The organism is Ruegeria sp. D7 (assembly GCF_056534355.1).
On the sequence record NZ_JBQFPG010000004.1, the window covers coordinates 244,713 to 271,327 of the forward strand.

General features: G+C 58.0%; 23 protein-coding genes. 16 read left to right on the forward strand and 7 right to left on the reverse strand.

The genetic code is table 11. The features are described 5' to 3' along the window. Positions 1-109: 109 nt before the first annotated feature. Complete coding sequence (locus ACRZ9U_RS08285; RefSeq protein WP_170403255.1) at positions 110-433, forward strand: hypothetical protein; 324 nt, start codon at positions 110-112, stop codon at positions 431-433. A gap of 46 nt (positions 434-479) precedes the next feature. On the opposite strand, the gene ACRZ9U_RS08290 is transcribed toward ACRZ9U_RS08285, so the two are convergent. Beyond that, entirely contained in the window at positions 480-4,295 is a 3,816-nt protein-coding gene (locus tag ACRZ9U_RS08290) for an efflux RND transporter permease subunit (protein ID WP_170403252.1), read from the reverse strand. Next, positions 4,292-5,515, reverse strand: a complete 1,224-nt coding sequence (locus ACRZ9U_RS08295; protein ID WP_170403249.1) for an efflux RND transporter periplasmic adaptor subunit — start codon at positions 5,513-5,515, stop codon at positions 4,292-4,294. Before ACRZ9U_RS08295 ends, ACRZ9U_RS08290 begins: the two co-directional genes overlap by 4 nt. Positions 5,516-5,741: 226 nt before the next feature. Between ACRZ9U_RS08295 and ACRZ9U_RS08300 the strand changes: the two genes are divergently transcribed. The 5 genes from ACRZ9U_RS08300 (at position 5,742) to ACRZ9U_RS08320 (ending at position 11,113) form a co-directional block, all read left to right on the forward strand. Further along, a complete protein-coding gene (locus ACRZ9U_RS08300) occupies positions 5,742-6,413 on the forward strand; it encodes a hypothetical protein (RefSeq protein ID WP_170396370.1) in 672 nt (223 codons plus the stop codon). Positions 6,414-6,453: 40 nt separating this feature from the next. Further along, the gene (locus ACRZ9U_RS08305) at positions 6,454-7,776 is read left to right on the forward strand and encodes a PQQ-like beta-propeller repeat protein (protein ID WP_170403247.1); all 1,323 of its coding nucleotides are present in this window, start codon (positions 6,454-6,456) and stop codon (positions 7,774-7,776) included. A gap of 49 nt (positions 7,777-7,825) precedes the next feature. After that, entirely contained in the window at positions 7,826-9,289 is a 1,464-nt protein-coding gene (gene der, locus ACRZ9U_RS08310; RefSeq protein WP_170396374.1) for a ribosome biogenesis GTPase Der, read from the forward strand. A gap of 164 nt (positions 9,290-9,453) precedes the next feature. After that, a complete protein-coding gene (locus ACRZ9U_RS08315; protein WP_170403244.1) occupies positions 9,454-10,440 on the forward strand; it encodes a fatty acid desaturase in 987 nt (328 codons plus the stop codon). 88 nt (positions 10,441-10,528) lie between these two features. Then, complete coding sequence (locus ACRZ9U_RS08320; protein WP_170403241.1) at positions 10,529-11,113, forward strand: helix-hairpin-helix domain-containing protein; 585 nt, start codon at positions 10,529-10,531, stop codon at positions 11,111-11,113. A 53-nt stretch (positions 11,114-11,166) separates the two neighbouring features. Here ACRZ9U_RS08320 and serS read toward each other — a convergent pair whose 3' ends face one another. Next, positions 11,167-12,459 (reverse strand): serine--tRNA ligase, encoded by a 1,293-nt coding sequence (gene serS, locus ACRZ9U_RS08325; RefSeq protein WP_170403238.1) that lies wholly within the window; start codon positions 12,457-12,459, stop codon positions 11,167-11,169. Between the two features lie 72 nt (positions 12,460-12,531). Beyond that, a complete protein-coding gene (locus tag ACRZ9U_RS08330; protein WP_170403234.1) occupies positions 12,532-14,196 on the reverse strand; it encodes a mechanosensitive ion channel domain-containing protein in 1,665 nt (554 codons plus the stop codon). 192 nt (positions 14,197-14,388) lie between these two features. On the opposite strand from ACRZ9U_RS08330, the gene yajC reads away from it, so the two are divergent. The 10 genes from yajC to ACRZ9U_RS08380 all read left to right on the forward strand — a co-directional run bounded on the left by yajC (position 14,389) and on the right by ACRZ9U_RS08380 (position 21,367). Next, positions 14,389-14,676, forward strand: coding sequence for a preprotein translocase subunit YajC (gene yajC, locus ACRZ9U_RS08335; RefSeq protein WP_155151194.1), 288 nt, complete (start codon positions 14,389-14,391; stop codon positions 14,674-14,676). 33 nt (positions 14,677-14,709) lie between these two features. Further along, a complete protein-coding gene (gene secD, locus ACRZ9U_RS08340; RefSeq protein ID WP_170403231.1) occupies positions 14,710-16,371 on the forward strand; it encodes a protein translocase subunit SecD in 1,662 nt (553 codons plus the stop codon). Position 16,372: 1 nt separating this feature from the next. Beyond that, entirely contained in the window at positions 16,373-17,341 is a 969-nt protein-coding gene (gene secF, locus ACRZ9U_RS08345) for a protein translocase subunit SecF (protein ID WP_170403224.1), read from the forward strand. Next, a complete protein-coding gene (locus ACRZ9U_RS08350) occupies positions 17,334-18,080 on the forward strand; it encodes a TSUP family transporter (RefSeq protein ID WP_170404719.1) in 747 nt (248 codons plus the stop codon). The genes secF and ACRZ9U_RS08350 overlap by 8 nt, the downstream gene beginning before the upstream one ends. A gap of 10 nt (positions 18,081-18,090) precedes the next feature. Then, positions 18,091-18,444, forward strand: a complete 354-nt coding sequence (locus ACRZ9U_RS08355) for an Mth938-like domain-containing protein (protein WP_170403221.1) — start codon at positions 18,091-18,093, stop codon at positions 18,442-18,444. A 130-nt stretch (positions 18,445-18,574) separates the two neighbouring features. Further along, positions 18,575-19,189, forward strand: coding sequence for a heme ABC exporter ATP-binding protein CcmA (gene ccmA, locus ACRZ9U_RS08360; protein WP_170403218.1), 615 nt, complete (start codon positions 18,575-18,577; stop codon positions 19,187-19,189). Beyond that, a complete protein-coding gene (gene ccmB, locus ACRZ9U_RS08365) occupies positions 19,186-19,842 on the forward strand; it encodes a heme exporter protein CcmB (protein WP_170396393.1) in 657 nt (218 codons plus the stop codon). Before ccmA ends, ccmB begins: the two co-directional genes overlap by 4 nt. 61 nt (positions 19,843-19,903) lie before the next feature. Then, complete coding sequence (locus tag ACRZ9U_RS08370; protein WP_170403215.1) at positions 19,904-20,677, forward strand: heme ABC transporter permease; 774 nt, start codon at positions 19,904-19,906, stop codon at positions 20,675-20,677. Beyond that, on the forward strand, positions 20,674-20,832 hold the full coding sequence (gene ccmD, locus ACRZ9U_RS08375) for a heme exporter protein CcmD (protein ID WP_010442050.1): 159 nt from the start codon (positions 20,674-20,676) through the stop codon (positions 20,830-20,832). The genes ACRZ9U_RS08370 and ccmD overlap by 4 nt, the downstream gene beginning before the upstream one ends. After that, on the forward strand, positions 20,825-21,367 hold the full coding sequence (locus ACRZ9U_RS08380) for a DsbE family thiol:disulfide interchange protein (protein ID WP_170403211.1): 543 nt from the start codon (positions 20,825-20,827) through the stop codon (positions 21,365-21,367). Before ccmD ends, ACRZ9U_RS08380 begins: the two co-directional genes overlap by 8 nt. Here ACRZ9U_RS08380 and ACRZ9U_RS08385 read toward each other — a convergent pair. The 3 genes from ACRZ9U_RS08385 to acnA all read right to left on the reverse strand — a co-directional run bounded on the left by ACRZ9U_RS08385 (position 21,362) and on the right by acnA (position 26,489). Next, positions 21,362-22,063, reverse strand: a complete 702-nt coding sequence (locus ACRZ9U_RS08385; protein WP_170403208.1) for an SDR family oxidoreductase — start codon at positions 22,061-22,063, stop codon at positions 21,362-21,364. The two genes, ACRZ9U_RS08380 and ACRZ9U_RS08385, sit on opposite strands and share 6 nt — an antisense overlap. A 115-nt stretch (positions 22,064-22,178) precedes the next feature. Continuing rightward, the gene (locus ACRZ9U_RS08390) at positions 22,179-23,681 is read right to left on the reverse strand and encodes a BCCT family transporter (RefSeq protein ID WP_170403204.1); all 1,503 of its coding nucleotides are present in this window, start codon (positions 23,679-23,681) and stop codon (positions 22,179-22,181) included. Positions 23,682-23,798: 117 nt separating this feature from the next. Further along, positions 23,799-26,489 carry an aconitate hydratase AcnA gene (gene acnA / locus ACRZ9U_RS08395; protein ID WP_170396402.1) on the reverse strand — a complete coding sequence of 897 codons (2,691 nt, stop codon included), beginning with the start codon at positions 26,487-26,489 and terminating at the stop codon, positions 23,799-23,801. Positions 26,490-26,615: the final 126 nt, after the last annotated feature.

The window sequence follows — 26,615 nt, forward strand, 5'->3', positions numbered from 1 at the left end:
GCGTGGATCGGTTCGATAAAAATCGGCCGCTGCGATACGGTTTTCCGTTTGACGCGGACCCGCCGCCGCGACACTGTGCGGGCCGAAACACAGACAAGGAAGAAACTTCATGAAAATGCGAGCAGCAGCAGCGTTGACTGCAACACTGTTGATGGCGACTTCGGCGGCAGCCGAGGATCTGGAATTCTTGATTATCAATGAAACCAGCTATGATCTGGTCGAGTTCAACGTGTCTCCGGCCTCATCCGGCAGCTGGGAAGGCAACCTTCTTGAGGGTGGATATTTGGGCGCGGATTACGAAGTGGGCGTCCTCATCGCGGACGGGCTGACCACGTGTGTCTATGACATCCGCGGTGTTTTCAGCGACGGAGAATCGATTGAAGACTATGGTATGAACCTGTGTGATCTGGGCGAATACGCGTTCGTCGAGTAACGCGTCTGCCAGAATTGAAAAGGCGAGCCCGAAGGCTCGCCTTTTTTTATTCCGCCGCCTTCAGCGGTGTTGTCGGGGGATGATCGGGGCGGTCGTCCTGAGCGCTCTGATCAGGGACAGCTTTGTCCTGTTCATCGGTCCAGATCATTTCGGCTGCTTGCACATCTCGCGCGCTTTGGCCGATTGCCATGTCCTGCGCGATTTGGCTGGATCGACCCGCCGTGGCGCGTGCCAGCGCCTTACCCAGCCATACCGCGTAGGTTGTGACCCACACTCGCAGCGCCAGGAATGACGGCGTCACGATCAGTGTCAACACCGTGGCTGTACCCAAGCCAAAGACCACCGCCGTGGCCAACTGTTTCCACCACAGTGCCGTGGGGCTGTCGATCGAATACCCTCCGCCGATGAAATCCAGCGACAGGCCGAACATCATCGGGGTCAGACCCGCCATTGTTGTCAGCGTAGTCAGCAGAACCGGACGGATGCGCGCCTCAGCCGTGCGGACAATTGCATCAATGCGAGACATGTAGCCGCTATATTCCTGATAGGTGTCGATCAGAACAATGTTGTTGTTCACCACGATACCGGCCAACGCCACGATCCCGGTCCCGGTCATGATGATCGAGAACGGTTGTTGCATTACCATCATGCCCAGCAACACGCCGGTCGTAGACAGAACCACGGCCAGCAGCACCAGCACCGAGTTGTAGAACGAGTTGAACTGCGCCAGCAGGATCACGAACATCAGACCCAGTGCTGCCAGGAATGCGCTGGACAGGAACGCCTGGCTTTCAGCCTGATCCTCCTGATCGCCGGTCCATTCCCAAGTGATGGTGCGACCAAAAGGATCGGTTTCCAGCCACTCGGTCAGCACGGCAATCCGTTCGTTCGGATTTATCAGGGCAAACCGAGCGTCACCACTTTCGATGGCGGACCGCACTTCACCCACGTTCTCGGCACCCGTTAGTTGAACGAGTTCGAACTCTGCTCCGTCCGCGCTGGTAATCGTGGTGCCAGTTGGTGTGGCACCTTCGCCAATCGCGCGCACGGTTGCCAAACGCAGCTCTGCACCGTCAGGACCGGTGGTCACGATCTTGCTCAGCCCAGGCTCGACATCCGCTTTAACGTCATAGTAGCGCTGTTGATCCGCGCGATTGATCTCGGCGAGCTTGGCCACGGGTTTGCGGGTGACGAAGTTCGACAGGGGGACCAACCCGTCCGGTGTGCGAACTTTCAGCGTATCCAGCGTTGACAGGACGCGATCCTGATCAGGTAGGCGGACGCGGATTTCTACCTCTTCATCGGTTGAATCCGGTCGCATTTCACCCAGCAAGATGCCACGCGTCACAAGCTGTACCATCGCGCCAACGGTTGCGACGTCCGCGCCGAATCGACCCGCCTTGGCCACGTCCACGTCGATCTGCCAGTCGATGCCGGGCAGGGGCAGGGTGTCCTCGATCTTGATCAGGCCGGGTGTGGTGTCAAAGGCTTCTCGTGCTGTGAAGGTCGCGGCCGTCAGATCCTCCCAGCTATCGCCTTTGATGCGCAGATGAACGGGCTTGGCGGAAGCGGGACCTTGTTCCAGCGCCTGAATATCAACGATAAAGCCAGGAAGGGTTGCCAGCTCTGCGGTTAGTTCGTCCAGAACAAAATTGCCGTCATATTCCGCCGCGACCTCTTCCTTTGCAAAGCCAAGTAGACCTGCAATCGGTCCCCAGAACCAACCGGTAATCTGTTCAGAGCTGATTGGGCGATCTTCCCAAGGAATGAGCTCGAACTGTACGCGACCAATTGTGTCGGCGGGGGCTTCTGCACCGCCATTGTTCTGATTGAGCCCGCCTTCGCCCGCAAAGGCAAATACGTTGATCACCGCCGGGTGTTCGCTGATTACGCGCTCGGCCTCAAGAACCATTTCGTCCTTTTCAGCCAGAGACAGGTTGCCGCGCGCCCGGACATAGGCCGTGGCCTGTTCCGGTTCGCTTTCCACGAAGAATTCAACGCCGCGAGAGTTTTGCGGGAATATGATGAATGCGACCCAGAACACCGCCGCAAAGACGACTGCGATGGACACCACCGGCATGACCGGATTGCCGACTAGGAACTTGATCACATAACCGAAGGGCGTGTGCTCTTTAGCGGTATGAACATGTTCATCCGGGGCGCGTTCGATCTTGGCAGCACTCAGCGTGACCGACCCAGCAAAGGCGCCGAACAGAAACAGTAGCACGCCAGAAAGTGAACCGCCGGGCAGCAGATAGCTGGGGTTCAAGACCTGCATTGCGCCGAGGAAGATCATATACAGTGAAGGCGGTACCAGAAGCACTCGCAGCCACCAAGGCGTGCGGGCCCGCAGCCAGTTCGAGCTGCGCTCGAAACTGCGGCTCATACGGCCCGAGACACCGCCCACGACCGGCAGGTAGATCAGTGCCACAATCAGCGAGGCCGACAGAACGAAGATCAGCGTGATGGGTAGCATCTTCATGAACTCACCCGGAATACCGGGCCAGAACAACATCGGCAGAAATGCACACAGGGTCGTGGCCGTCGACGAAACAATCGGCCAGAACATCCGTTGCGCCGCCTCGACATAGGCGTGCATCGGACCAACGCCTTCTTTAATGCGCTTGTCGGCATATTCCACAACAACGATGGCGCCATCGACCAGCATGCCTACGGCAAGGATCAGGCCAAACATCACCATATTCGAGATGGTGACCCCGATCATCGCGAGGAAGGCGAAGCACAACAGAAACGAGGTAGGAATGGCAAAACCCACCAACAACGCGGCGCGTGTTCCCAACGAAGCCAGCACCACGATCATCACGAGCGCGACGGCGGTCAGAACCGATCCTTCAAGCTGGCGCACCATTGAATCGACGATGCGGCTTTGGTCGTTCGAGGTGCCCACATCAACAGCGGCCTGCAGCTCGGCTGGCCACTTGATCTGTTCTTCGGCGACAGTGGCTTTGATCAGCGCAACGGTGTCGATCAGATTGAAGCCCTTGCGCTTGACCACCTGCAGCGCGACGGTGGGTTCGCCGTTGAACCGGGCCGTGCCCGCGCGGTCTTCAAACGTATAGTTGATTTCGGCCAGTTCGCCTAAGGTGACCACGCGGTCTCCGTTGACCTTTACGGGCAGGCCATAGACGTCCTGAGCAGTCTTAAATGACGACGGGATCTTGACCGAGAACGTGCCCTGTTCGGTCTCGACCTCACCTGCAGCGATCAATTGGTTGTTGTTTTGCACAACGTTGATCAGTTCGGCGGCCGTGACGTTGTAGGCCTCAAGCCGCAGCGGGTCGATCACGACCTCAAGCATTTCATCGCGGTTTCCGGCAATGCCAGCTTCCAGCACTGCGTCCAACGCCTCAAGTTCGTCCTGCAGATCTTTGGCAACGCGCGCCATTGTACGCTCTGGTACCGGGCCGGTCAGGTTGACGATGACGATGGGAAACTCGGAGAAGTTGACCTCGGTAATCGTGTATTGCTCAGCCCCATCAGGGAAATCAGCTTGCGCGGTGTTCATGGCATCGCGAACATCCGCGATGGTGGCGGATTTGTCCCAACCGAACTCGAACTCCAGCAGAATGCCTGCGTAGCCCTCGGCGGCGGTGGCGGTCATCGTGTCCAACCCGTCGAGATCGGCCATCTCGGTTTCCATCGGCCTGATCAGCAGGCTTTCGCTGTCCTCGGCTGAAATCCCTGGAAACTGCACCGACACAAAGAGCATCGGGATATCGATGTCGGGTTCACCCTCTTTTGGGAGCCCGACATAAGCATACCCGCCGATAACCAGCGAAATCGCGATGAAAGCCAGCACCATTCTGGCACGGCTTGCGGCCCAACTGACGATACCCGTCATTGCGATACTTCCCTGTATGTCGGCGCGACCGTCACACCACGTGTGACGAATTCCTGCCCGATCACGATGATATCAGCAGTTTCCGGCAGGCCACCAACCCATACACCATCAGCGGTGTCACGCAGAAGGCGGATCGGAACAAAATCAACGACATTGTCGGCTACCACGGTGCGAACACCAAGCTCACCTTCATTGTTCAAGGTCAGTGCGGATTGGGGCAGCAGATGTGCCTTGACCCCTTCGGCCGCGATCTGAATGTTGGCGGTTTGGCCGTCACGGATCAGCAGTTCCGGGTTTGGCACTGTGATCTCGACCTCGAATGTCCGCGTGGTCTCATCAGCCGAACGGCTGAGGAAGGTCACGCGCCCCTCGACCTGCAGCCCCGTAACCAACTGCGCAGTTGCCATCGATCCGACAATGATCCGATTCACTTCTGATTCAGGCACAAAACCCACCAGCTTGATCGGGTCGAGCTGGATGACGGTTGCGCAGAGCGAGCCGGGCTGCATCAGGCTGCCCAATTCCGCAGTATCACTTTCAAGCAGACCCTTGAACGGTGCGCTGATGGTCAGGCGATCAATCTCGCGCTGGGCGGCTGCTACTGCTGCGGTGGCGGCTTCAATCCCGGCTTGCGTAGCTTCCAGACCGGCCTCGGCGGATTTGATTCCGGCCTCGGCAGTGCTCATTTCGGCTTCGCTTGAGATACGGCGCGTTTCTGATCCAAACCCGGTTTCCGACAGCTTGCGGGCTGCTTTCAGATTGATTTCGGCTTCAGCCAAACGGGCGTGAGCTTCTTCCAGGCGCGCTTCGGCCTCGGGAACGCGGCTTTCGGCCTCAAGCTTGGCTGCCATGGCTTCGGCCAGGCTCGCGGGCCGGGTTCCGGGGTCAAGCTCGCACAGCAGATCTCCTGCTTCGACAAAAGCTCCTTTGCGCTTGGGCTCGGACAGGACTGTCGAAATGGTTTCGGCAAGGACCTCGACCTGGCGGTTTGCCTTGGTCTGACCCCGTAATTGAACGGCGCTGCCGATCTCGCGCGCAGTCGAGCGCAGCACGACAACGCCGATCGAGTCCGGTGATTGCACCGATTCCGAGGCCTCGGTCGCGGTCTCGGATGGCTCGTCTCCGCGACCTGCAAACGCAAACAGCGCGTCGCGCTCGAAAACAAGAAAATACAACGCAACAATAACCAAAATGGCGTTAACGAATGAAATCAATCGCATGCGGTAGAATCTCCAGATCTGTTCGCGCGGTCGGCTTTAGCCGCTATCCCTTAAAATGGGGCTGTGGCCATGTCTTTTCCATACTGAACTGAATAGTTCGGTTTAGTTTTTTACGCAAGGGTCACCCACATGGTGGCAAATGTATGAATTCGGGCACTTGGCTTGGCCTGATCGCCGGGGTATGACATGGCGCTAGAAAACCGGACACTTAAGCCTGGGGGCAGGGATGAGCGACGCCGACAGTTTTATTGAAGAGGTCACCGAAGAGGTGCGCCGCGATCGCATGTACCTTCTTTTGCGCCGTTGGGGCTGGGTCGGTGTGCTGGCTGTCGTGGCCATTGTCGGGGGCGCTGCGTTCAACGAATACCGAAAAGCACGTGATACCAACCAGGCCGAGGCTCTAGGTGATGCGATTCTGTCGGCGCTGGCTGAAAACGGATCGGCCGAGCGGGCACAAAGCCTGCAGGCGATCGATGCTGCATCTGTCGGCGGTGACGCGGTTTTGAACATGTTGCTGTCCGCCTCTCAGGCCGAGGCCGGATCGGCGCAAGATGCGGTGAACAGTCTGAACGCGATCGCCACGCAGGGGGATTTGCCCGAAATCTATCGCGCGATTGCAAGTTTCAAGGCATTGCTACTGCAAACTGACACGATGCCAGTGGCGGATCGTCGTCAACAGTTCGAAGCGCTGGCCATACCTGGTGCTCCGTTGCGTCTGCTCGCCGAAGAACAATTGGCCCTGATCGATGTGGCCGAGGGCAATACGCAAGCCGCTTTGGACCGTTTGCAGGCGTTGCGCCAGGACGCCGAGGCCAGCGTCGATCTGCAACAGCGCGCGGCTCAACTGATCGTCGCGCTTGGGGGCGAACCCGAGCCCGTGGCGAACCAGCAGGGTTAACCGGCAGCGAAACGGAACATCACAGGCGAGTTTGTAGATTATGCTATCACGTTATTTCTCAGGCTTCGGATTGCCCGTTGCGGCAGCCGCGCTCACCGTTCTCAGCGCCTGTCAGGAACCCGAAGTCATTCTGCCGGGTGAGCGTGAGGATATTCGTGCCTCCATCGACAACGAAACCGTTGAAACCCGTGGCGCCAAACCGATCAGTATTCCGGCTCAAAGCCGCAACGCCAACTGGTCGCAAAGCGCGGGTACACCCGCCTTCCGCACTACCAACGCAGCGCTGAGTGCCACACCGCAACGTATTTGGTCTGCTAACATTGGGTCCGGCGATAGCCGAAAACAGCGGATCACCGCAGACCCTGTTGTTGCTGGTGGCCTGATATATACGCTCGATTCCGGGGCAAATGTCTCGGCTGTTACGCCCCAAGGGCAGGTCGTCTGGAGCACAAACCTTATCCCGCCGAATGAAAAGGACGGGGATGCCACAGGCGGAGGGCTCGCCTATGCCGACGGTGTGCTTTATGTCTCGTCGGGTTTCGGTAGGCTGACCGCGCTCGATGCGAAATCCGGGGCGCAAAGGTGGCAGAAACGTCTGAATGCAACTGGCAGCGGTGCTCCTTTGGTTAGCGGCGGCATACTCTATCTGGTGGCCGGGGACGAAACCGGTTGGGCGGTGAATACCAAGGATGGGCGGATCATCTGGCAAATCGAAGGCACGCCGAGCGTCGGCAACGTTCTGGGTGCACCTGCGCCCGTGATTGCCTCGGACTTGTCAGTCTTTGCCTTTGGATCGGGTGATGTCGCGGCAACATTCCGCCGGGGCGGTATTTTACGCTGGAACGCGTCCGTTGCAGGCGGGCGTCGGGGCCGAGCGGCAGCTCAGATCGTGGATGTGACCGCCGGGCCCATGGTGTCGGGTAGTTCGGTCATAATCGGCAACCACTCGGGGCGCACGGTTTCCTTCGACGGGAATTCGGGTGAGCGGAACTGGACTGCACCGGAGGGGGCCGTTGATACAGTCTGGCCGGCGGGGAACAGTGTTTTTCTGATCAGTGATCGCAGTCAATTGGTACGGTTGGATGCAGCCGATGGCTCGACTGTCTGGGCCATCGATCTGCCGGGCTTCGTCAAGAATAAGCCGGGCCGCCGGGGTCCGATCTTTGCCCATTACGGCCCGATCATGGCCGGTGGACGCCTTGTCGTGGCTTCGAACGACGGCTATCTGCGCTTCTTCAATCCCGTCGACGGAGCGCTGGTGCATCAGGTCGAAGTGCCGGGTGGCGCGACCACGGCACCGGTTGTGGCGGGCCAGACGCTGTATGTTGTGTCGACCAAGGGCGAACTGCACGCTTTCCGTTGACGACAAGATGCGTTAAAGGGCGCATCTTGAGTCTTGAAAGTTGAGTATCATGTCGCTGACCCTCGCCATCGTGGGGCGCCCGAATGTGGGCAAATCCACTCTGTTCAATCGCCTTGTGGGCAAACGCCTGGCTTTGGTCGACGACCAGCCCGGCGTGACGCGTGACCTGCGCGAAGGTGAAGGGCGGCTGGGCGATCTGCGTTTTACCGTGATCGACACGGCGGGTCTTGAGGACGCAACCGATGACAGCTTGCAAGGTCGGATGCGCCGCCTGACCGAGCGTGCAGTGGACATGGCCGATGTCTGCCTGTTCATGATTGACGCGCGGGTGGGCTTGACGCCCACGGACGAAATGTTCGCCGAGATTCTGCGTAAGCGCTCCAAACACGTGATCCTGGCAGCGAACAAGGCCGAAGGGAACGCGGCTGATGCGGGCGTGCTTGAAGCATACAACCTTGGCCTTGGCGAGCCGGTGCGTCTGTCGGGCGAACATGGCGAGGGGATGACGGACCTCTATGCGCAGTTGATGCCACTGGCTGACGCGGCTGAAGAGGCGCGCGTAGAAGAGACACCGCAAACCGATATCGAGCTGGACGAAGACGGGGAAGGCGAAGCCCCGCTGATCACCGCTGACAAACCCCTGCAAGTCGCTGTAGTTGGCCGTCCGAATGCCGGTAAATCCACCCTGATCAACAAGATCATCGGTGAGGATCGATTGCTGACCGGCCCCGAGGCCGGGATCACGCGCGACGCGATCAGCTTGCGGATCGACTGGGCCGACCCTGACGGGGACAGCACCCCGATGCGGATTTTTGATACCGCCGGGATGCGGAAGAAGGCCAAGGTGCAGGAGAAGCTTGAGAAACTCTCGGTTTCCGACGGGCTCCGCGCAGTCAAGTTTGCCGAGGTCGTCGTCGTGTTGCTGGATGCGGCTATCCCATTCGAGCAACAGGACCTGCGCATTGCCGATCTGGCCGAACGTGAGGGTCGTGCTGTGGTCGTCGCCGTCAACAAATGGGACATCGAAGAAGACAAACAGGAAAAGCTGCGCGACCTAAAAGAATCCTTCGAACGTCTGCTGCCGCAGTTGCGTGGTGCTCCTTTGATCACCGTGTCGGCAAAAACAGGCCGCGGTCTGGAACGTCTGCGCGCCGCGATCCTGCGTGCCCATGATGTTTGGAACCGCCGGGTGCCGACCGCAGCGCTGAACCGTTGGCTGACCGCCATGCTGGAACAGCACCCGCCGCCAGCCCCGCAGGGGCGCCGGATCAAGCTGCGGTATATGACGCAGGCCAAGACCCGCCCGCCCGGGTTTGTGGTCATGTGCTCGCACCCTGACAAGATGCCTGACAGCTATTCGCGTTATCTGGTCAACGGCCTGCGCGAGGATTTTGATATGCCGGGCACCCCTATCCGCCTGACTTTGCGCGGGCAAGGGGACAAGAACCCCTACAAAGGGCGGCGCAAGAAAAACGCAGGCGCACTGGCCAAGCATCTCAAGGGACGGGCGTAACTGCGCTAATTTCCAGCATTTTCAGAGAGGGGGCGTGACAGCCCCGTTTCTGCGCGTTAGCATTCAAGCACGTGCATTTGTTTTGCACGTGCTGCTTGTTTGCGGGATCTCCGCACTTAATTTTGAATTTGTGATTGGTCGGACCTCCGTGGGGAGCGGGCGTGATGGATCTGAGAGAATATACAAGACAATACGCGGTGCAGGACAACAAGCTTGCCGCGCTCAGTTATTTCGGAACATTCGTGGTGTATTTCGCATCGCTTACACTGGCGATCACCTATGTCGACCGCTGGTACATCATGATCCCGGCCGGGATCGTTTTTGCCTTCTCTGCCGTGCGTCTCTATGTCCTGCAGCATGATTGCGGGCACCATTCGTTGTTCGAGACGCGCGAGCAGAACGAATGGGCTGGCCATGGGTTATCGCCCTTCACATTTGCCCCGTTCGAGGTGATGAAGCAGAACCACAATCTGCATCACGCCGGAATCGGCAACCTCGAGCATCGCGAGACTGGTGAAATCCACACCATGACGCTGCGCGAATGGAACGAGGCGGATTGGAAAAAGCGTTTGTTTTACCGACTGTATCGGAATCCCTTCATTCTGGTGCCGGTTGGCGCGCTATTCACATACTTCATCCGCTATCGCTGGCCAAAGAACACCGTGCGGTTCGGTGTGATGGGCGTGGTGCTGCACAACCTCTCGATTGTTGTGTTTTTGGGACTGCTGTATTTGATCGCCGGTGCCACCGGCATTCTGGTCTGGCTGGTGTTTTCGCTGCTGGGCGGGATGCTTGGGGTGTTCCTGGTGTATTTGCAGCACAATTTCGAAGACACCTACTGGGATCGCCGCCCCGAGCTGGATCCAAAGCTGGCTGCGTTGGAGGGGTCCTCGGCGCTGGATTTCGGCTGGTGGTTCGATAATGCGGTGGCCTGCATCACATTGCATGACATCCACCATTTCAATGCGCGCATCCCATCTTACCGGCTGCGCGCGTGCCACTATAACCTGCCGCCAGAATACACACCGCGACGGATCAAGTTTCCCGAGGCAGTGGCGGCGCTGAATCTGAAACTATGGGATGAAGACGCCAAAAGACTTGTCCCATTTCCCAGCCGAACTGCAGGCCATCGCCTGGCCGAAAGCGGGTAACCTTCTATCTAATTCTTGAATTAGCGCTCTCGCAGGAACGTATGTGCTGTGCGTTTACAATCTGGGGGAGTTAACGAAAGGAAACGAAATGACCGCAGTTACTGAGGTGCGTGGCGTAGGGCCAGCGCTGGCAAAGGCCTTGAATGCAAAGGGCTACAAAACAGCAGAAGCCATTGCTAAGGCCAAACCGGAAGATCTGTCCGGCACCCCGCGCGTCGGTTCCACTCGCGCAGCTAAGCTGATCGCGGCTGCGAAAGAAGTCGTTGATGCCAAGCCCAAGCCCGCGCGCCGCGCTGCCACCCGCAAGCCTGCCGAGCGGAAATCGGCTGTGCAGCGCGCGACAGCCAAAAGCAATGCGGCTGCGATCAAGGCCGAGGCCGAGCGTAAGGCGGCAAAGGAGCGCGCGGCGGCAGAGCAGGCCGCTGCCGAGGCCAAGGCAAAGAAAAAGGCGAAAGCCAAGGCCAAGGCTGAAAAGGCGGCCAAGAAGAAGTCTGAAATGGAGGCGGTGTTTTCCAAAGCTAAGGAAAAGGTCAAGGAAAAGTCCAAGAAGGGTAAGAAAAACAAGAAGCCCAAAAAAGACGTTAAGAAAAAGAAGGACGATAAGAAGTCTGACAAGAAGAAGTCCGACAAGAAGCCCGGAAAGAAGAAAGATAAGAAAAAGGCGAAGAAGTGATACTTCTCCGCCTTGTCTGATCGGGAACCGGCGCTTGAATGCGCCGGTTTTTTTTATGTCAGCGTGCCGTTGGTCTGAAGGGTTAGCTTGCCGCCCAGATAGGGTGCCAGAACCTCGGGCAGGGTGACCGTCCCATCCGTGTTCTGACCATTTTCCAACACAGCTATCAGGCAGCGCCCCACGGCCAGGCCCGAACCATTCAGGGTATGGACATATTCTGGCTTTCCCCCGGCCTCGGGCCGGAAGCGCGCATTCATGCGGCGCGCCTGAAAATCCCCGCATGTCGAGACCGAGCTGATCTCGCGATAAGTGTTCTGGCCCGGCAGCCACGCCTCGATGTCGTAAGTGCGTCGTGCACCAAAGCCCATGTCGCCGGTGCACAAGATCACGGTGCGATAGGGGATGCCCAGCTTTTCGAGAATGCCTTCGGCGCAGCGCAGCATACGTTTCTGTTCATCATCCGACTTGTCCGGATGGGTGACCGAGACCATCTCGACCTTTTCGAACTGGTGCTGCCGCAGCATCCCGCGTGTGTCCTTGCCCGCACTACCAGCCTCGGACCGGAAGCACAGCGAATGCGCGGTATAGCGGCGAGGCAGGTAACTCTCCTCGATCATCGTGTCGTTGACGATGTTGGTCAGCGACACTTCGGAGGTTGGAATCAACCACCAGCCTTCGCGGGTCTGATAGCTGTCTTCTCCAAACTTCGGCAACTGGCCGGTGCCCTGCATCATTTCCGAGAGAACCAGAACCGGGCCGTTGACCTCGGTCAGATCATTCTCGTTGATATGGGTGTCCAGCATGAACTGCGCCAAAGCGCGGTGGATACGCGCGACGCCGCCCGACAGCAGCACAAAGCGCGAGCCGGAGAGTTTGGCAGCCGTCTCAAAATCCATGCCATTCTGAACGGCAGCGATTTCAAAATGCTCTTTCGGCGCGAAATCCAATTCGCGTGGTGTGCCCCAGCGGTTGATTTCGACATTGTCGTTCTCATCCGCGCCTTCGGGCACATCCTCGGCGGGCAGGTTCGCGATGCGGATCAGCTGGTCGGCCAGCAGAGCGTCCAGATCCTTGGCCTCGGTCTGCATCCGGGCCACTTCGGCCTTTTTCTCGGCGACCAGAGCGCGCAGGCGTTCGAATTCAGCTTCATCCCCGCGCCCTTTGGCAGCGCCAACCTCTTTGGAGGCCTTGTTCTGCTCGGCCTGAGCTGTCTCAGCAGCCAGAATCTTGGCGCGGCGGCTTTCGTCCAGCCTCAGCAGGTCTGACGACACCGGCGCGTCCCCACGGCGCGCAAGGGCGGCGTCGAAGGCGGCTGGGTTTTCGCGTATGGCGCGGATGTCGTGCATGGTTCAGATCCTTAACTGCGTGAATCACTGAATCCGCTTATGCACCATCTGAATGGCAGGGTGTAGCACCGGTTACGACTTATCCGATTCCTCGTGGGATTCATGCGCCAGATGGCCATCCCACTCTTCGGTTGGGATTTTCGGCTCGGGCGGGTCGGCCATGTACGAAGGTGTCATGATCTGCACGTTATTCTCATTGAACACGGCCACGATGTTGCGATGCAGGTCCGAGCGGATTTTCGGGATGATACTGCCCCGCGTGGTATAACCGTTGATCTGATAGTTTATCGCGTAATCGGCCAATGCGGTCCATAAAACAAAGGGTTCGGGCTTTGCCTTGATCCCCCTGGTGCGATGGGCGGCTTCTATCAGCATTGCCTCAACTTTCTCGGGTGGCTCTTCGTACCCGATGCCTACGGTCGTGTGCAGCAGCAACCCGCTACCGTCGGTTCTCTTCGAGAAATTCACCACGTCCGAATTCATCAATTGGGCGTTCGGGATCGAGATCAGTTCATTCTTGATGGACTTCAGATGCGTCTCCATCAACTTGATCTGTACCACATCGCCGATATGGTCCCCGATCTGGATCCGATCCCCGATAGAGGTCGAGCGGCGATAGATCACGAAGAGCCCCGCCAGCATGTTCGAGACGACCGAGTTTGCGCCCAGCGACAGCATGGCACCAACCAGAATCGTCAGCCCCTGAAACGCCGCCGAATCTGATCCGGGGATGTAAGGGACAGCAAAGACCAGAGCGATCAGGATAACGACGACGCGGGCGATGTTGAAGGTCGGGTTCACCCAGTGGCTTTCAAAATCGCCCATGTCAAAGGTTCCCGCCTCGACGGCGTCAAAGAACACACGCATGCCCCGGATAATATACAGCGTTATCCATGCGATCAGTATCAACATGATCAGGTTTGGGATGTAGCTGAGGATGCCTTTGAAGATCAGCAGGACCGGCTCGGTCAAGTAGGTCAGCAGGAGTTGCGCGAAATAGCGCGTCTCGGCAAAGGCAAGCAGAACGAAGGAGAGGTAGTAGTAGAAGCCGAGGAAAAAGATCACCAGCAGGACAAAATTCAGAGCATACCGGATCAACGCGGCGATGGCCTCGGCCTGAACACTTTTGGCGGTCGCGGTTTCGACATCCTTGAGGTAACGCTTGACCAGTTTCAGCGTACGGCGGCGAATGCGCCGGTGCAGCCACAGGATAACGACGACAAAAAGCGCGAATCCAGCTGTCCATGCTAAGGCTTCGATGGCACCCGAAACACGCGCCTGTTCGGTGCGGTTTGCGCGATAGCTTTCAATGGATTGTTTAATAGCGTCGCCGTGCAACAAACTGAGAACGTTCAAGTCCATCTGCTCAAGCTCGGAATCGGCATCGGTCACGATCGAAACTTGAACACCATCGGCAAAGATTCGAATGCCGAACTCTGAGTCCTCGAAGGTTATGGAGACCTGCTCGGCGTCTGAGGCCTCGGCGATTTCGATGATCTTGTTCTGTACACTCGCGGCCCGTTCCGGAGCGGGCAGCGCGCTGGAGCCGCGCAGGTGAAACAAGGTGTCGCCGTCAACGATAACCGGAGCCTGAAAAATCTCTGATTCAGTGTCTTCTATCGCAGGCTCTTCGCTAGTGGCGTTCTGTGCCCATACGGGCGACGCCAGAAGACCTATACAGGTTGTCACGAGCATCAGGCGAACAAACGCGCCAAGGGTCTGGATTGATTGAATCATTAGGCCTCCTGCCACAGGACTATATCTGACTGGAAGGGTCTGCCTAGAACATATCTGCAACGTCCGGCAGCAAACCTTTGAACCCGATGGTCGAAATGGGGCCAGGTTTGCTTGCAAACCCATGTTTCAAAGCATAGGTTCCCGCAAACTTTGCAGAGAGCTCTCTGCATCATCAGAACAAAGGAATATCCCATGGAAGGTGGCGCAATCGCCCAGTTTCTCCCGTTGATCCTGATCTTCGCGATTATGTATTTTCTGCTGATCCGTCCGCAGCAGAAAAAGATGAAGGAACATCAGGCCATGGTCGAAGCCGTGCGCCGGGGCGATCAGGTTGTCACCCAAGGCGGGCTGATCGGCAAGGTGTCGAAGGTCAAGGAAGGCGATAACGAGATCGAAGTCGAGATCGCCGAGGGCGTTAAGGTTCGCGTGGTCAAATCGACCATCGCTCAGGTTCTGAACAAGACCGAACCTGCGAAGTAACTTCGCGCGACAATTCCTTGAAAAGGCAGGGTAATGCTGCAAATTGATTCCTGGAAGCGGGTTCTGATCTGGTCGGTCTGTGTGATCGGTCTATTCCTTGCCCTGCCGAATGCGTTTTATACGCGCGTCGAACAATCTAACGATGCCAAGGCTGCGATTGAGCTTGGCATTGATACACCTGAAATGCAGGCCGAGGCCGCGCAATGGCCGAATTGGCTGCCGTCGTCTCTGGTCAATCTCGGGCTCGACTTGCGCGGCGGCGCGCATTTGCTGGCCGAGGTCAAGGTTGATGATGTCTACGAATCCCGGATGGAGGCGATGTGGCCCGAAATCCGCGACGCGCTGCGTGATGAACGCGCGACGGTCGGCACGATCCGTCGTCAGGATTCGGCGCCTGACGAGATTCGCGTGCGCATCAGCCAACCCGAGGGCATGTCCCGCGCATTAGAGGTTGTGCGCGGTCTGGCCCGACAGGTGCAGACGCTGACCGGGGCAGGGGCAACAGATATAGAGGCTCGCGCCGAGGGGGACACTATCGTTGTCCAACTGTCCGAGGCCGAAAAGCTTGCTTCGGATGACCGCACCGTGCGCCAGTCCCTTGAGATCATCCGCCGTCGGATCGACGAGGTTGGTACACGCGAACCAACGATCCAGCGTCAGGGCGCTGATCGTATCCTGATTCAGGTGCCCGGCATCGGCAGCGCCGGGGAGCTCAAAGAGATTATCGGCACGACGGCACAGTTGACGTTCAATCCTGTCGTTGGACGCGGGACTGACCCGGATGCCATTCCGGGAGTTGGCGAGAAGCTTGTGCCATCGATCGATGAAGATGGTGTGTATTACACTCTGGACGCCGCACCCGTCGTGACCGGTGAAGAATTGGTCGACGCGCAGCCATCTTTCGACCAGAACGGCCGCCCTGCGGTCAGCTTCCGGTTCAACACCTCTGGCGCGCGCAAATTCGGCGATTACACGCTGGAAAACATTGGCGCACCCTTTGCTATCGTCCTGGATGACGAGGTGATCTCGGCCCCTGTAATCCAAAGCCATATCCCAGGTGGTTCGGGCATCATCACTGGCAACTTCACAGTTGAAGAAAGCACCAATTTGGCCGTTCTGCTGCGCGCAGGTGCCTTGCCTGCAGGTCTGGATTTCCTGGAAGAGCGCACCATCGGCCCTGAGCTGGGTCAGGACAGTATCGACGCAGGCAAAGTCGCGACAATCGTGGCCTTTGTCGCCGTGTTGGTATTCATGGCTCTCAGCTACGGCCTGTTCGGCATCTTCGCCAATATTGCGCTGATCCTGAACGTGGGGCTTTTGTTTGGCCTGCTCTCACTGATCGGCGCCACGCTGACCTTGCCCGGGATCGCGGGTATCGTGCTGACGGTGGGCATGGCAGTTGACGCCAACGTGCTGATCTTCGAGCGTATCCGCGAGGAACTGAAATCTGCCAAAGGTCCGGCGCGTGCCATCGAACTGGGATACGAAAAAGCGCTTTCGGCCATTCTGGACGCAAACGTGACCACATTCATTACCGCAACCATCCTGTTTGCCATGGGCAGTGGTCCCGTGCGCGGCTTCTCCATTACGCTTGGTCTGGGTATTCTGACCTCGGTCTTCACCGCGATCTTTGTGACGCGTCTGATGATCGTGATGTGGTTCGAACGCCGCCGTCCGAAAACGATCGAGGTTTGACATGAGACTGAAACTCGTACCCCAAAACACCTCGTTCGATTTCTTTAGCCGTTGGAAGGTCTGGCTGGGCATCTCGGGTTTGATGATGGTGATCGCATTCACGTCATTCCTGCTGCAAGGGCTGAACTTCGGCATCGACTTTCGCGGCGGCACCACGATCCGGACCCAAAGCGCGCAAGAGATCGACGTCGGCGCCTATCGCGACGCCATCGCGCCGCTTGAGCTTGGCGATGTGACTATCACCGAGATTTTTGATCCCACCTTTGGCGAGGATGAAAACGTCGCGATGATCCGCATTCAGGCACAGGACGGGGCCGAAGCTGTGGCGGCCGCAACCGTCACAGCCGTCGAAGAAGCGCTGACCGTTGCCGCGCCGGATATCCAGTTCGTCTCGGTAGAATCGGTTGGCCCCAAGGTTTCGGGTGAGTTGATCCAGACCGCGGTCATTGCGGTCGCCTTGGCGATTGGCGCAGTGCTTGTCTATATCTGGCTTAGGTTCGAATGGCAGTTCGCACTCGGGGCGGTCGCCGCGTTGGTGCATGACGTGATCCTGACCATCGGCATCTTCTCGGAACTACAAATCCGTTTTGACCTGGCGATCATCGCCGCTCTACTGACTATCGTCGGCTATTCGCTGAACGACACCGTGGTCGTCTTCGACCGGGTTCGCGAAAACCTGCGGAAGTATAAGAAGAAAAACCTCAAAGAGGTGCTGAACATCTCGATCAACGAAACGCTCAGCCGGACGGTGATGACCTCTGTGACCACGCTGCTGGCGCTGATCTCGCTCTATGTACTGGGCGGAGACGTGATCCGAGGCTTTGTCTTCGCGATGATCTGGGGCGTGATCGTCGGGACCTATTCGTCGGTCTTCGTGGCCTCGACCATCCTGCTGTGGCTGGGGGTCAAGCGCGACTGGTCGAAGCCGTCGAATACGGCGGGCAACCAGTTTGCCAACATTGATGCCTGAGTATTTCGGCCAGACCCCAACCGGTCTGGCCGTTATTATTTTCGCCGCCTTTGTTGGGGGCATCGTGCGTGGGTTCTCCGGCTTTGGGACGGCCCTGATCTTCCTGCCCATCGCCAGCCCGTATCTTGGCCCCTTCGGTGCCATCATCGCGCTGACGGTCATGGACATATTTGGCCCGATCCCGAACCTGCGCCGCGCATGGACGGTTGTTGACAAGGCAGATCTGATGCGCCTTTTGGTCGGGTGCGCGCTACTTCTACCGGTTGGCTTATGGCTGCTGACCCGGACCGATCCCGAAGTGTTTCGCTATATCGTCAGCCTGATTTCCTTGTCGATGCTGGCCGTTCTGGTTTTTGGTCTGCGCTACCGGGGAGCGGTATCGCGTGGCATGGTTGCTGCGATCGGCGGGGCTGCAGGGCTACTTGGCGGGGTAGCCGGGATACCGGGGCCTGCTGTCATCCTGTTTTATATGTCACGGCCCTTACCGGTTGAGATCATCCGCGCGACGATCCTATTGTTCCTGTTTGCTTTCGATTTGCTGATCCTCGGATATCTTGGCGGGATGGGGCGTCTTTCGATCGCGAGCATCGGATTGGGCCTTGCGCTTGCGGTTCCCAACATCGCGGGCAACTGGCTGGGGGGCTGGATGTTCCGACCCGAGTATGAGAACCTCTACCGCGCCGCAGCCTATCTGGTGATTGCAACAGCGGCCTTGTCCGGCCTGCCGTTTTGGGGCTAGAACCCTGCACATGCGCCTGAACGAGATCACATATACAAACGCTCAGCCGGTTGATGGCTATGGCCCCGGGTTCTTTCGGATAGGCGGGGAAGTTCATGATGGGGCAGTCCTGACCGGCCCCACTGGTACATCGGCTTGGGCGGGTTACTCCGACGCCCAGACCCTGCTGGCCTTGTCCGAACATGTCGATGTTCTGTTCATCGGTACGGGCAAAGAACTGACCCACATCCCAGCCGACTTGCGCACCACATTGGAAGAGGCAGGTCTGGGTGTCGAAATCATGAACTCTCCGGCGGCCTGCCGCACCTACAACGTGCTGCTTTCCGAAGGTCGCCGCGTTGCGCTTGCGCTGATCCCGGTCTGAGGATCTGTTCTTCCACTGGCTAAAAATATCCCGGGGAGTGTGAGGGGCTGGCCCCTCACTGCGACCCAACCGGCCGCTCTGCGGCAATTCCGACCTTTTGCCCACACGCACAATCCGCTAAGCGGGCTTCATGACTTTAAAGGTAACCGATCTGGCCATCGCACGCGGCGGAGTTCCCGTGCTCGAAGGGCTGAGCTTCTCGCTTGAGGCAGGAAGGGCGCTGATCCTGCGGGGACCGAATGGGATCGGAAAGACAACATTACTGCGTACGCTTGCGGGCCTGCAACCGCCGCTGGCAGGGCAAATCGTCGGGGCAGAAGACCAGATCGCATACGCGTCTCATTCCGACGGGTTAAAACCGACCCTGACCGTTGTCGAAAACCTCAACTTCTGGGCGTCGGTCTTTGGCACCCGTGATATCCAGCACGCCCTTGATGCGTTTGAGCTGAACGAGTTGGCTGACCGCCATGCGGGCAACCTTTCGGCGGGGCAGAAACGGCGTCTGGGATTGGCGCGTATGTTGGTTACTGGCCGCCCGATCTGGATGCTGGACGAGCCGACGGTCTCGCTGGATCGTCACGCCGTGCAGATGTTTGCGGATGCGGTGCGCGCGCATCTGGGGCAGGGTGGTTCGGCCCTGATTGCGACCCATATTGATCTTGGACTGGACGGAGAGGTTCTGGACGTTGGCCCCAACAAGGCCAAGCCCAAACCTATCGACGATTTCGACGGAGGTTTCTTGTGATCGCCTTATTGCTGCGTGATCTGAAATTGGCCTTCCGTGCGGGGGGTGGCTTTGGCCTCGGTCTTGCTTTCTTCCTGATCGTCACCGTTTTGGTGCCATTCTCGGTTGGCCCGCAATCTTCGCTGCTTTCGACCATCGCACCGGGCGTTCTTTGGCTGGGCGCGCTTTTGGCGTGTCTGCTGTCACTTGATCGCCTTCTGGCGCTGGATTGGGAAGACGGCTCGCTTGATCTGCTCGCGACCGCGCCGCTTCCGTTGGAATCAGTTGTTACCGTCAAAGCGCTAGCCCATTGGCTAACCACCGGATTGCCGCTGGTTCTGGCCGCGCCGTTCCTAGGCGTGTTGCTAAACCTGCCTGTACCCGGGTTTTCGTGGCTAGTGATCTCACTGCTCCTCGGTACTCCGGCGATGAGCGTTATCGGCACCTTTGGCGCGGCCCTTACTGTTGGTCTAAAACGGGGCGGTCTGCTACTGTCGCTTCTGGTTTTGCCGCTCTACGTGCCGACTTTGATTTTCGGAGCCGAGGTCGCCCGACGCGGTGCGACAGGCATGGAGACGCAAACGCCCCTGCTAATGCTGGCAGGGATTACCGCCGCAACGGTCGCACTTTTACCCTTTGCCAGCGCAGCGGTACTGCGCATCAATCTTAGGTGATGGCCACAAAGCTTGACTGAGGTCAATTGAGAACCACGCCGACTCGGACTAGATAGAGCCCATGACAATCGCAGCCAAAGCCAATGCCCTTTGGGAATACGCCAACCCGCGTAAGTTCCTCGCGACCAGCGAACGGGTCCTTCCGTTCTTCTGGATCAGCTCAGGTCTTTGTCTGGTCGTCGGATTGATCTGGGGCTTTTTCTTCACCCCGGATGACTACAAGCAAGGCTCGACCGTAAAGATCATCTACCTGCATGTACCTGCCGCGTTGATGGCGATCAATTGCTGGCTGATGATGCTGGCAACTTCGCTGGTCTGGTTGGTGCGTCGCCACCATGTCAGTGCGCTGGCTGCCCGCGCCGCTGCGCCCATTGGCATCGTGATGACGCTGATCGCATTGGCCACCGGAGCGATCTGGGGGCAGCCTATGTGGGGGACATGGTGGGCCTGGGACCCGCGCCTGACATCGTTCCTGATCCTGTTCCTGTTCTATCTAGGTTATGTCGCGCTTTGGGAAGCGATAGAAGATCCGGATACAGCGGCGGACCTGACCTCGGTCCTTTGCCTCGTGGGCTCGGTCTTTGCGTTCCTCAGCCGGTATGCCGTGAATTTTTGGAATCAGGGGCTGCATCAGGGGGCTTCGGTGATGCGCGCCGGGGCGATCACAGGCACGGATACTGAAGAGAAGGTAAGCAATATCTACTTCTATCCACTGCTGCTTTGCATCATCGGCTTTGTACTGCTGTTCATTGCGCTGGTCTTCTATCGTACGGGCACAGAAATTCGCGCCCGCCGGACCAAGGCGCTACTAGCGCGTGAAAGGGTGAGCGGATGATCCCTGATCTTGGAAAATATGCCGATACCGTCTTGTGGTCCTACGTCGTATCAATCGGACTTCTGATCGCATTGGTGGGTTTCAGCGTGATCCGGGGCCGTAAGGTACGGGCCGAGATGGAGAAGGTTGAACAAAGGATGTCACGCAATGGCTAAGATTTCGCCCCTGATGATCGCGCCTCCGCTGATTTTCGGCGCCTTCGCTGTACTCGCGGGCATCGGCATGTTCCGCGACGATCCTAACGCCTTGCCCTCGGCGCGCGAGGGTCAACCAGCACCGCCGGTTGTACTGACCGAGTTCGCGGGCAAACCGGGCTTCGATGATGCCACACTGCGTGATGGCGAGGTCAAGCTGGTCAACTACTGGGCCAGTTGGTGTGCACCATGCCGCGTCGAACACCCCAATCTGCAGGCTCTGTCTGACGAGGGTATCCCGGTCTATGGTATCAACTACAAAGATCAACTGGACAACGCCGAAGGATTCCTTGCCGAACTGGGCGATCCCTATGCCGGTATCGGTCGGGATGAACAGGGCCGCATGGGGCTGGACTGGGGCGTCTACGGTGTGCCCGAAACCTATGTGATCGACGGTGAGGGCACGATCATCCTGCGCTGGGCTGGTCCGGTCACTCAGCGGGTGATCGAAAGCGCGATCCGCCCAGCGCTTGAGAAAGCCGCAGGTGGCTCATAAGCGATAGCCACCGGTGACGCCCAGAACCTCACCAGTGATGAAGGATGCGGCATCGGACGCCAGAAACCTGACGACTTTGGCGATATCCTCGGGCTTTCCCGCGCGACCTAAAGCGGTTTCTTTGACAAACAGCGCGGTCAACTCCTCGGACCGGGGCGCTTCGGGGATGTTGATCGCACCCGGTGCGACTGCATTAACGCGTATCCCCTTTGGCCCAAGCTCCTTTGCCATGGCATGGGTCCATAGATTCAGGGCGGCCTTGCTTGCCCCATAGGTCACCGCATCCCGAGGCGGTAAGACCGCGTTCATAGATGAGATACTGACGATTGAGGCGTCGCGTTTCAGATGTGGTAGCGCAGCAGCCAACAATGCGGCGGGGGCCAGCAGGTTCAAATCCAGAATGGCGCGGTGGTCCTCGGCCCTAAATTCCTCTTTGGGGGTAGATTTCACAAGGCCGGCATTGTTGACGATCACATCCAGCCTTCCAAACCTCTCGATCACCTGCGAAATCACGATAGCCGGCTGGTCGGGCGCGGATAGATCAGAGCGTATGGCCAGAACATCCCCACCCAGTAGCTCGGGCATGGGTTTACTCGACAACCAAGTAAACGCGACGCGGTGATCACGGCTGAGGTCTTCGACGATTGCACGCCCAATTCCGCGTGCACCGCCGGTTATCAATGCGACTTTGTCCATAATCGTAGGAAATCGGTAAAATGGTCGGGATTCAAGCCGTTACTTACGGACCAAAATCCAGATCATCGCGCCGATGAATGCAAAGGTGGTTAGATTCATAAGCGTATCCGTCAGATCACCGATCAGCATGGCTCAGCCCCTCTTCTCGTAGCCCTCGGAACAGGCAGACCATCAGCAGAACCGAGATGAACACAAAGGGCAGCGCTCCGAGTGAGATCAGGACTTTGACCGATTCCACCGAGCCCGACAGGATCATCGCGACACTCAACAAGCCCAGCAATGCACCCCAGATCAGCCGCACGCGCGGGGGCGGGTTTTCGTCCCCCTGGGACGAGAATGTACCCAGCACAAAGGCCGCGCTTACAACGCTGGTTACGATGAACAGAAACGCCGCTGCTACGGTTGCAAGTATTGTGATCTGCGATAAGGGCAAACGGTCGAGCAGGGCGAAGGTCACACGCTCGATGTTTGTTTGCGTATAGGCCAGCAGTTCTCCGGCACCGTTGAGCGCCTCGAACAGACCGATGCCGCCGAAGGCACCGAACCAAAGGATCGAGAACAGCGTGGGCGCAAAGAGTACTCCGATCACGAATTCCCGGATCGTGCGACCGCGAGAGATACGCGCGACGAACACACCAACAAAAGGTCCCCAGGCGATCCACCAGACCATATAGGTGAGGGTCCAGTCGCTGAACCATTTGGTGACGTCATCGCCGAAGAAGGTGAAGGTCTGAAAGCCCCGAGGGATGACATTGGTGACGTAATCGCCGAACCCTTGAACCACAGTGTTCAACAGATACTCTGTAGGCCCGAGGACCACTGTGTAGGCCACAAGGCAGATCGCGATCAGCATTGCCGCATTCGACAAGCGCGCCATGCCTTGGCCAAGGTCGATTAACAGAGCAGGGATGTAGGCTGCGACCATCGCCAGGAAAACAACTCCGATCAGAAGGGCACCAACCGTTTCCCGCCCACCCAGAACCGCAATCCCGTCCGCAACCTGGAACACACCCATGGCCATTGAACCGCCAACACCGATAGAGATTGCAACAATGGCCATGAAATCCGACAGCCACCCGACCCGCTCGGCCCAGCGTTCTCCTGGGAACAGGCTTTTGATCGGTGCACTGACCATCATGCCTGTCCCGCGCCGAAAGCTGAAATAAGCGATGGTCAGCGCGGTCGAACCGTAAATCGCCCATGCGTGCAGGCCCCAATGGAAGTTTGTTGCCAGCATGGCCTGCTGCGCGGCGACATAGTCGGGTGCCATGCCCGAGATGAAGTTGAAATGGGTCAGGGGCTCGGCGACCGCCCAGAACAGCAGTCCAACGCCCATTCCTGCGGAGAACAGCATTGAGATCCAGGTGGCGGTCGAGAACTCGGGCTCTTCATCATCCCGGCCCAGACGGATTTTGCCATAGGGTGAAAAGGCCAGAACCAAACACCCGATCAACATGCCTGAGGCCGCGAGCATCACGAACCAACCGCGACTGTGGAAGGTTTGTTGCACGATGCTGTTGGCCCAAGTCACCAAGCTTTCGATATCGACGACGCCCCAGATCCCGATCACGGCGATGACGCTAAGCGAGCAAACCAGTAGGGCGTTGGGCTTTTTCATGGTGATGGAATTCCGAAGACTGTCTTGCCCAACAGTTTCAGATTTTTGAATAAATGGCCAGAAAACAAAACCCCCGGCGCAGGGCCGGGGGCTGAGGTTGGATATCAACCTGCTGATTTATGACGCTTTTGCGAGATTGCGCAGCACGTATTGCAGCACACCGCCGTTTTCGATGTATTCGATCTCGGGCGCGGTATCGATGCGGCACTTCAGGGTGATCGTCTTTTCGGTACCATCTCCGTAAATGATGGTGCAGGGCACTTCCTGCAGGGGCTCAACCGAATCCAACCCGTGGATCGAAACGGTCTCATCACCCTTCAGACCCAGTGTCTTGCGGGTATCACCATCGGTGAATTCGAATGGTATGACGCCCATACCTACCAGGTTTGAACGGTGGATGCGCTCAAAGCTTTCGGCGATCACTGCCTTGACGCCAAGCAGAGCTGTGCCCTTGGCCGCCCAGTCGCGTGACGAACCTGCACCGTACTGTTCGCCGCCAAAGACGACCAGCGGGGTGCCTTGCTCCTGATAGGCCATTGATGCTTCGTAGACCGAGGTTTGTTCACCATCCGGGCCTTTTGTATAACCGCCTTCGACGCCATCCAGCATCTCGTTCTTGACGCGGATATTGGCGAAGGTGCCGCGCATCATGATCTCGTGGTTGCCACGGCGTGAGCCATACGAGTTGAATTCGCGCGGCTGAACCTGACGATCGGTCAGATACTTCCCGGCAGGTGTCGTTGTCGCAAACGAACCGGCGGGCGAGATATGGTCGGTGGTGATCATGTCGCCCAGGATCAGCAGAACCTTTGCACCATCGATATTCGAGATCGTGCCCGGCTCAGGCCCCATGCCTTGGAAATAGGGAGGGTTTTGAATGTACGTTGACGTCGGTGGCCAATCATAGGTTTCCTGTTGCGGAACCTCGACCTCCTGCCATTTCTCGTCGCCTTTGAAGACATCGGCATATTTCGACTGGAACGCCTCGCGGGTCACAGTTGCCTCAACCAATTCGGCGATTTCGCTTTGGGTCGGCCAGATGTCTTTCATGTAGACATCGTTGCCGGCCTGATCCTGTCCAATTGGTTCCGAAGTCAGGTCGATGTCCAGCGTACCGGCCAGCGCGTAGACCACGACCAGTGGAGGCGAGGCCAGATAGTTGGCGCGCACGTCGGGCGAGATGCGGCCTTCAAAGTTGCGGTTGCCTGACAGCACCGAAGTGGCAACAAGATCGCCTTCGGCAATCGCTTCGCTGATTTCCCTTTGGATCGGACCCGAGTTGCCAATGCAGGTGGTGCAGCCATAACCAACAAGGTTGAAGCCGATCTTGTCCAGATCTTCCTGCAGACCCGCAGCCTCCAAGTAGGCGGACACAACCTGCGAGCCGGGCGCCAATGAGGTCTTTACCCACGGTTTGCGATCCAATCCCAGCGCGGCGGCTTTACGTGCAACGAGGCCCGCGCCGATCATCACATACGGGTTCGACGTGTTGGTGCAGGAGGTGATCGAGGCGATCACGACTTTGCCCGATTCCATGCCGTAGTTTTCGCCTTTGACCTCTATTTGTTTGCCCATCGGGCGTTTGAAGGTCTCGGCCATTTCCTTGGTGAATGCGGCCTTGGCGTCGGTTAGTGCGACATAATCCTGCGGCCGTTTCGGGCCCGAGATCGCAGGAACAATTGTGCCCATATCCAGCGACAGAGTGTCGGTGTAGATCGGCGCGTAATCGGCATCGCGCCAGAAGCCGTTTTCCTTGGCGTAGGCCTCGACCAATGCGATGCGGTCTTCGTCGCGTCCAGTATTGCGCATATAGCGCAAGGTCTCGCCGTCAATCGGGAAGAAACCACAGGTCGCGCCGTATTCGGGGGCCATGTTGGCGATGGTTGCGCGATCGGCCAAGGGCAAGCGGTCCAGACCTTCGCCGAAGAACTCAACGAATTTACCAACCACGCCTTTCTCGCGCAGCATCTCGACGACTTTCAGGACAAGGTCAGTTCCCGTTGTGCCTTCGACCATCGAACCGGTCAGTTCAAAACCCACAACCTCGGGGATCAGCATCGAGATCGGTTGACCCAGCATCGCGGCTTCGGCCTCGATTCCGCCAACGCCCCAACCCAGAACGGCCATGCCGTTGACCATGGTGGTGTGGCTGTCAGTACCAACAAGTGTATCGGGATAAGCGACTTCTTCGCCGCTTTGGTCCGTGTCTGTCCAGACGGTCTGCGCCAGGTATTCCAGGTTTACTTGGTGGCAGATTCCGGTGCCGGGAGGCACGACGCGGAAATTGTTGAACGCGTTCTGACCCCATTTCAGGAACTGATAGCGTTCCATGTTGCGCTCATATTCGCGGTCCACGTTCATCTGAAACGCGCGTGGGTTGCCGAACTCATCAATCATGACCGAGTGGTCGATGACCAGATCGACCGGGTTCAGCGGGTTGATCTTTTGCGCGTCCCCACCAAGGCCCTTGATGCCGTCGCGCATCGCTGCCAGATCCACCACGGCCGGAACTCCGGTAAAGTCTTGCATCAGAACCCGGGCAGGGCGATAGGCAATCTCACGTGGGTTCTTGCCACCGTTGGCACCCCATTCGGCAAAGGCTTTGATGTCATCGACGGAAACCGAGAACCCGTCATCTTCGAACCGCAGCATGTTTTCCAGAACCACTTTCAACGCGGCAGGCAGATTCGAAAAATCGCCTAAGCCTGCTTCTTGCGCGGCTGGAATCGAATAATAGGAAATGGATTTGCCATTCACGTTCAGGCTGCGGCGTGTCTTGGCGGTGTCCTGTCCGACCTTGATGGGCATCTGTGGCCTCCCTCTCAAATGACTTGGAATACGGGCTTCGCTAAGGGTTATCTGCATTACCACACCAGTTGTTTCAAGGTGCAACGGGCAGTTTGGGTGGTTTTTAGTATACCATTGCACACATTT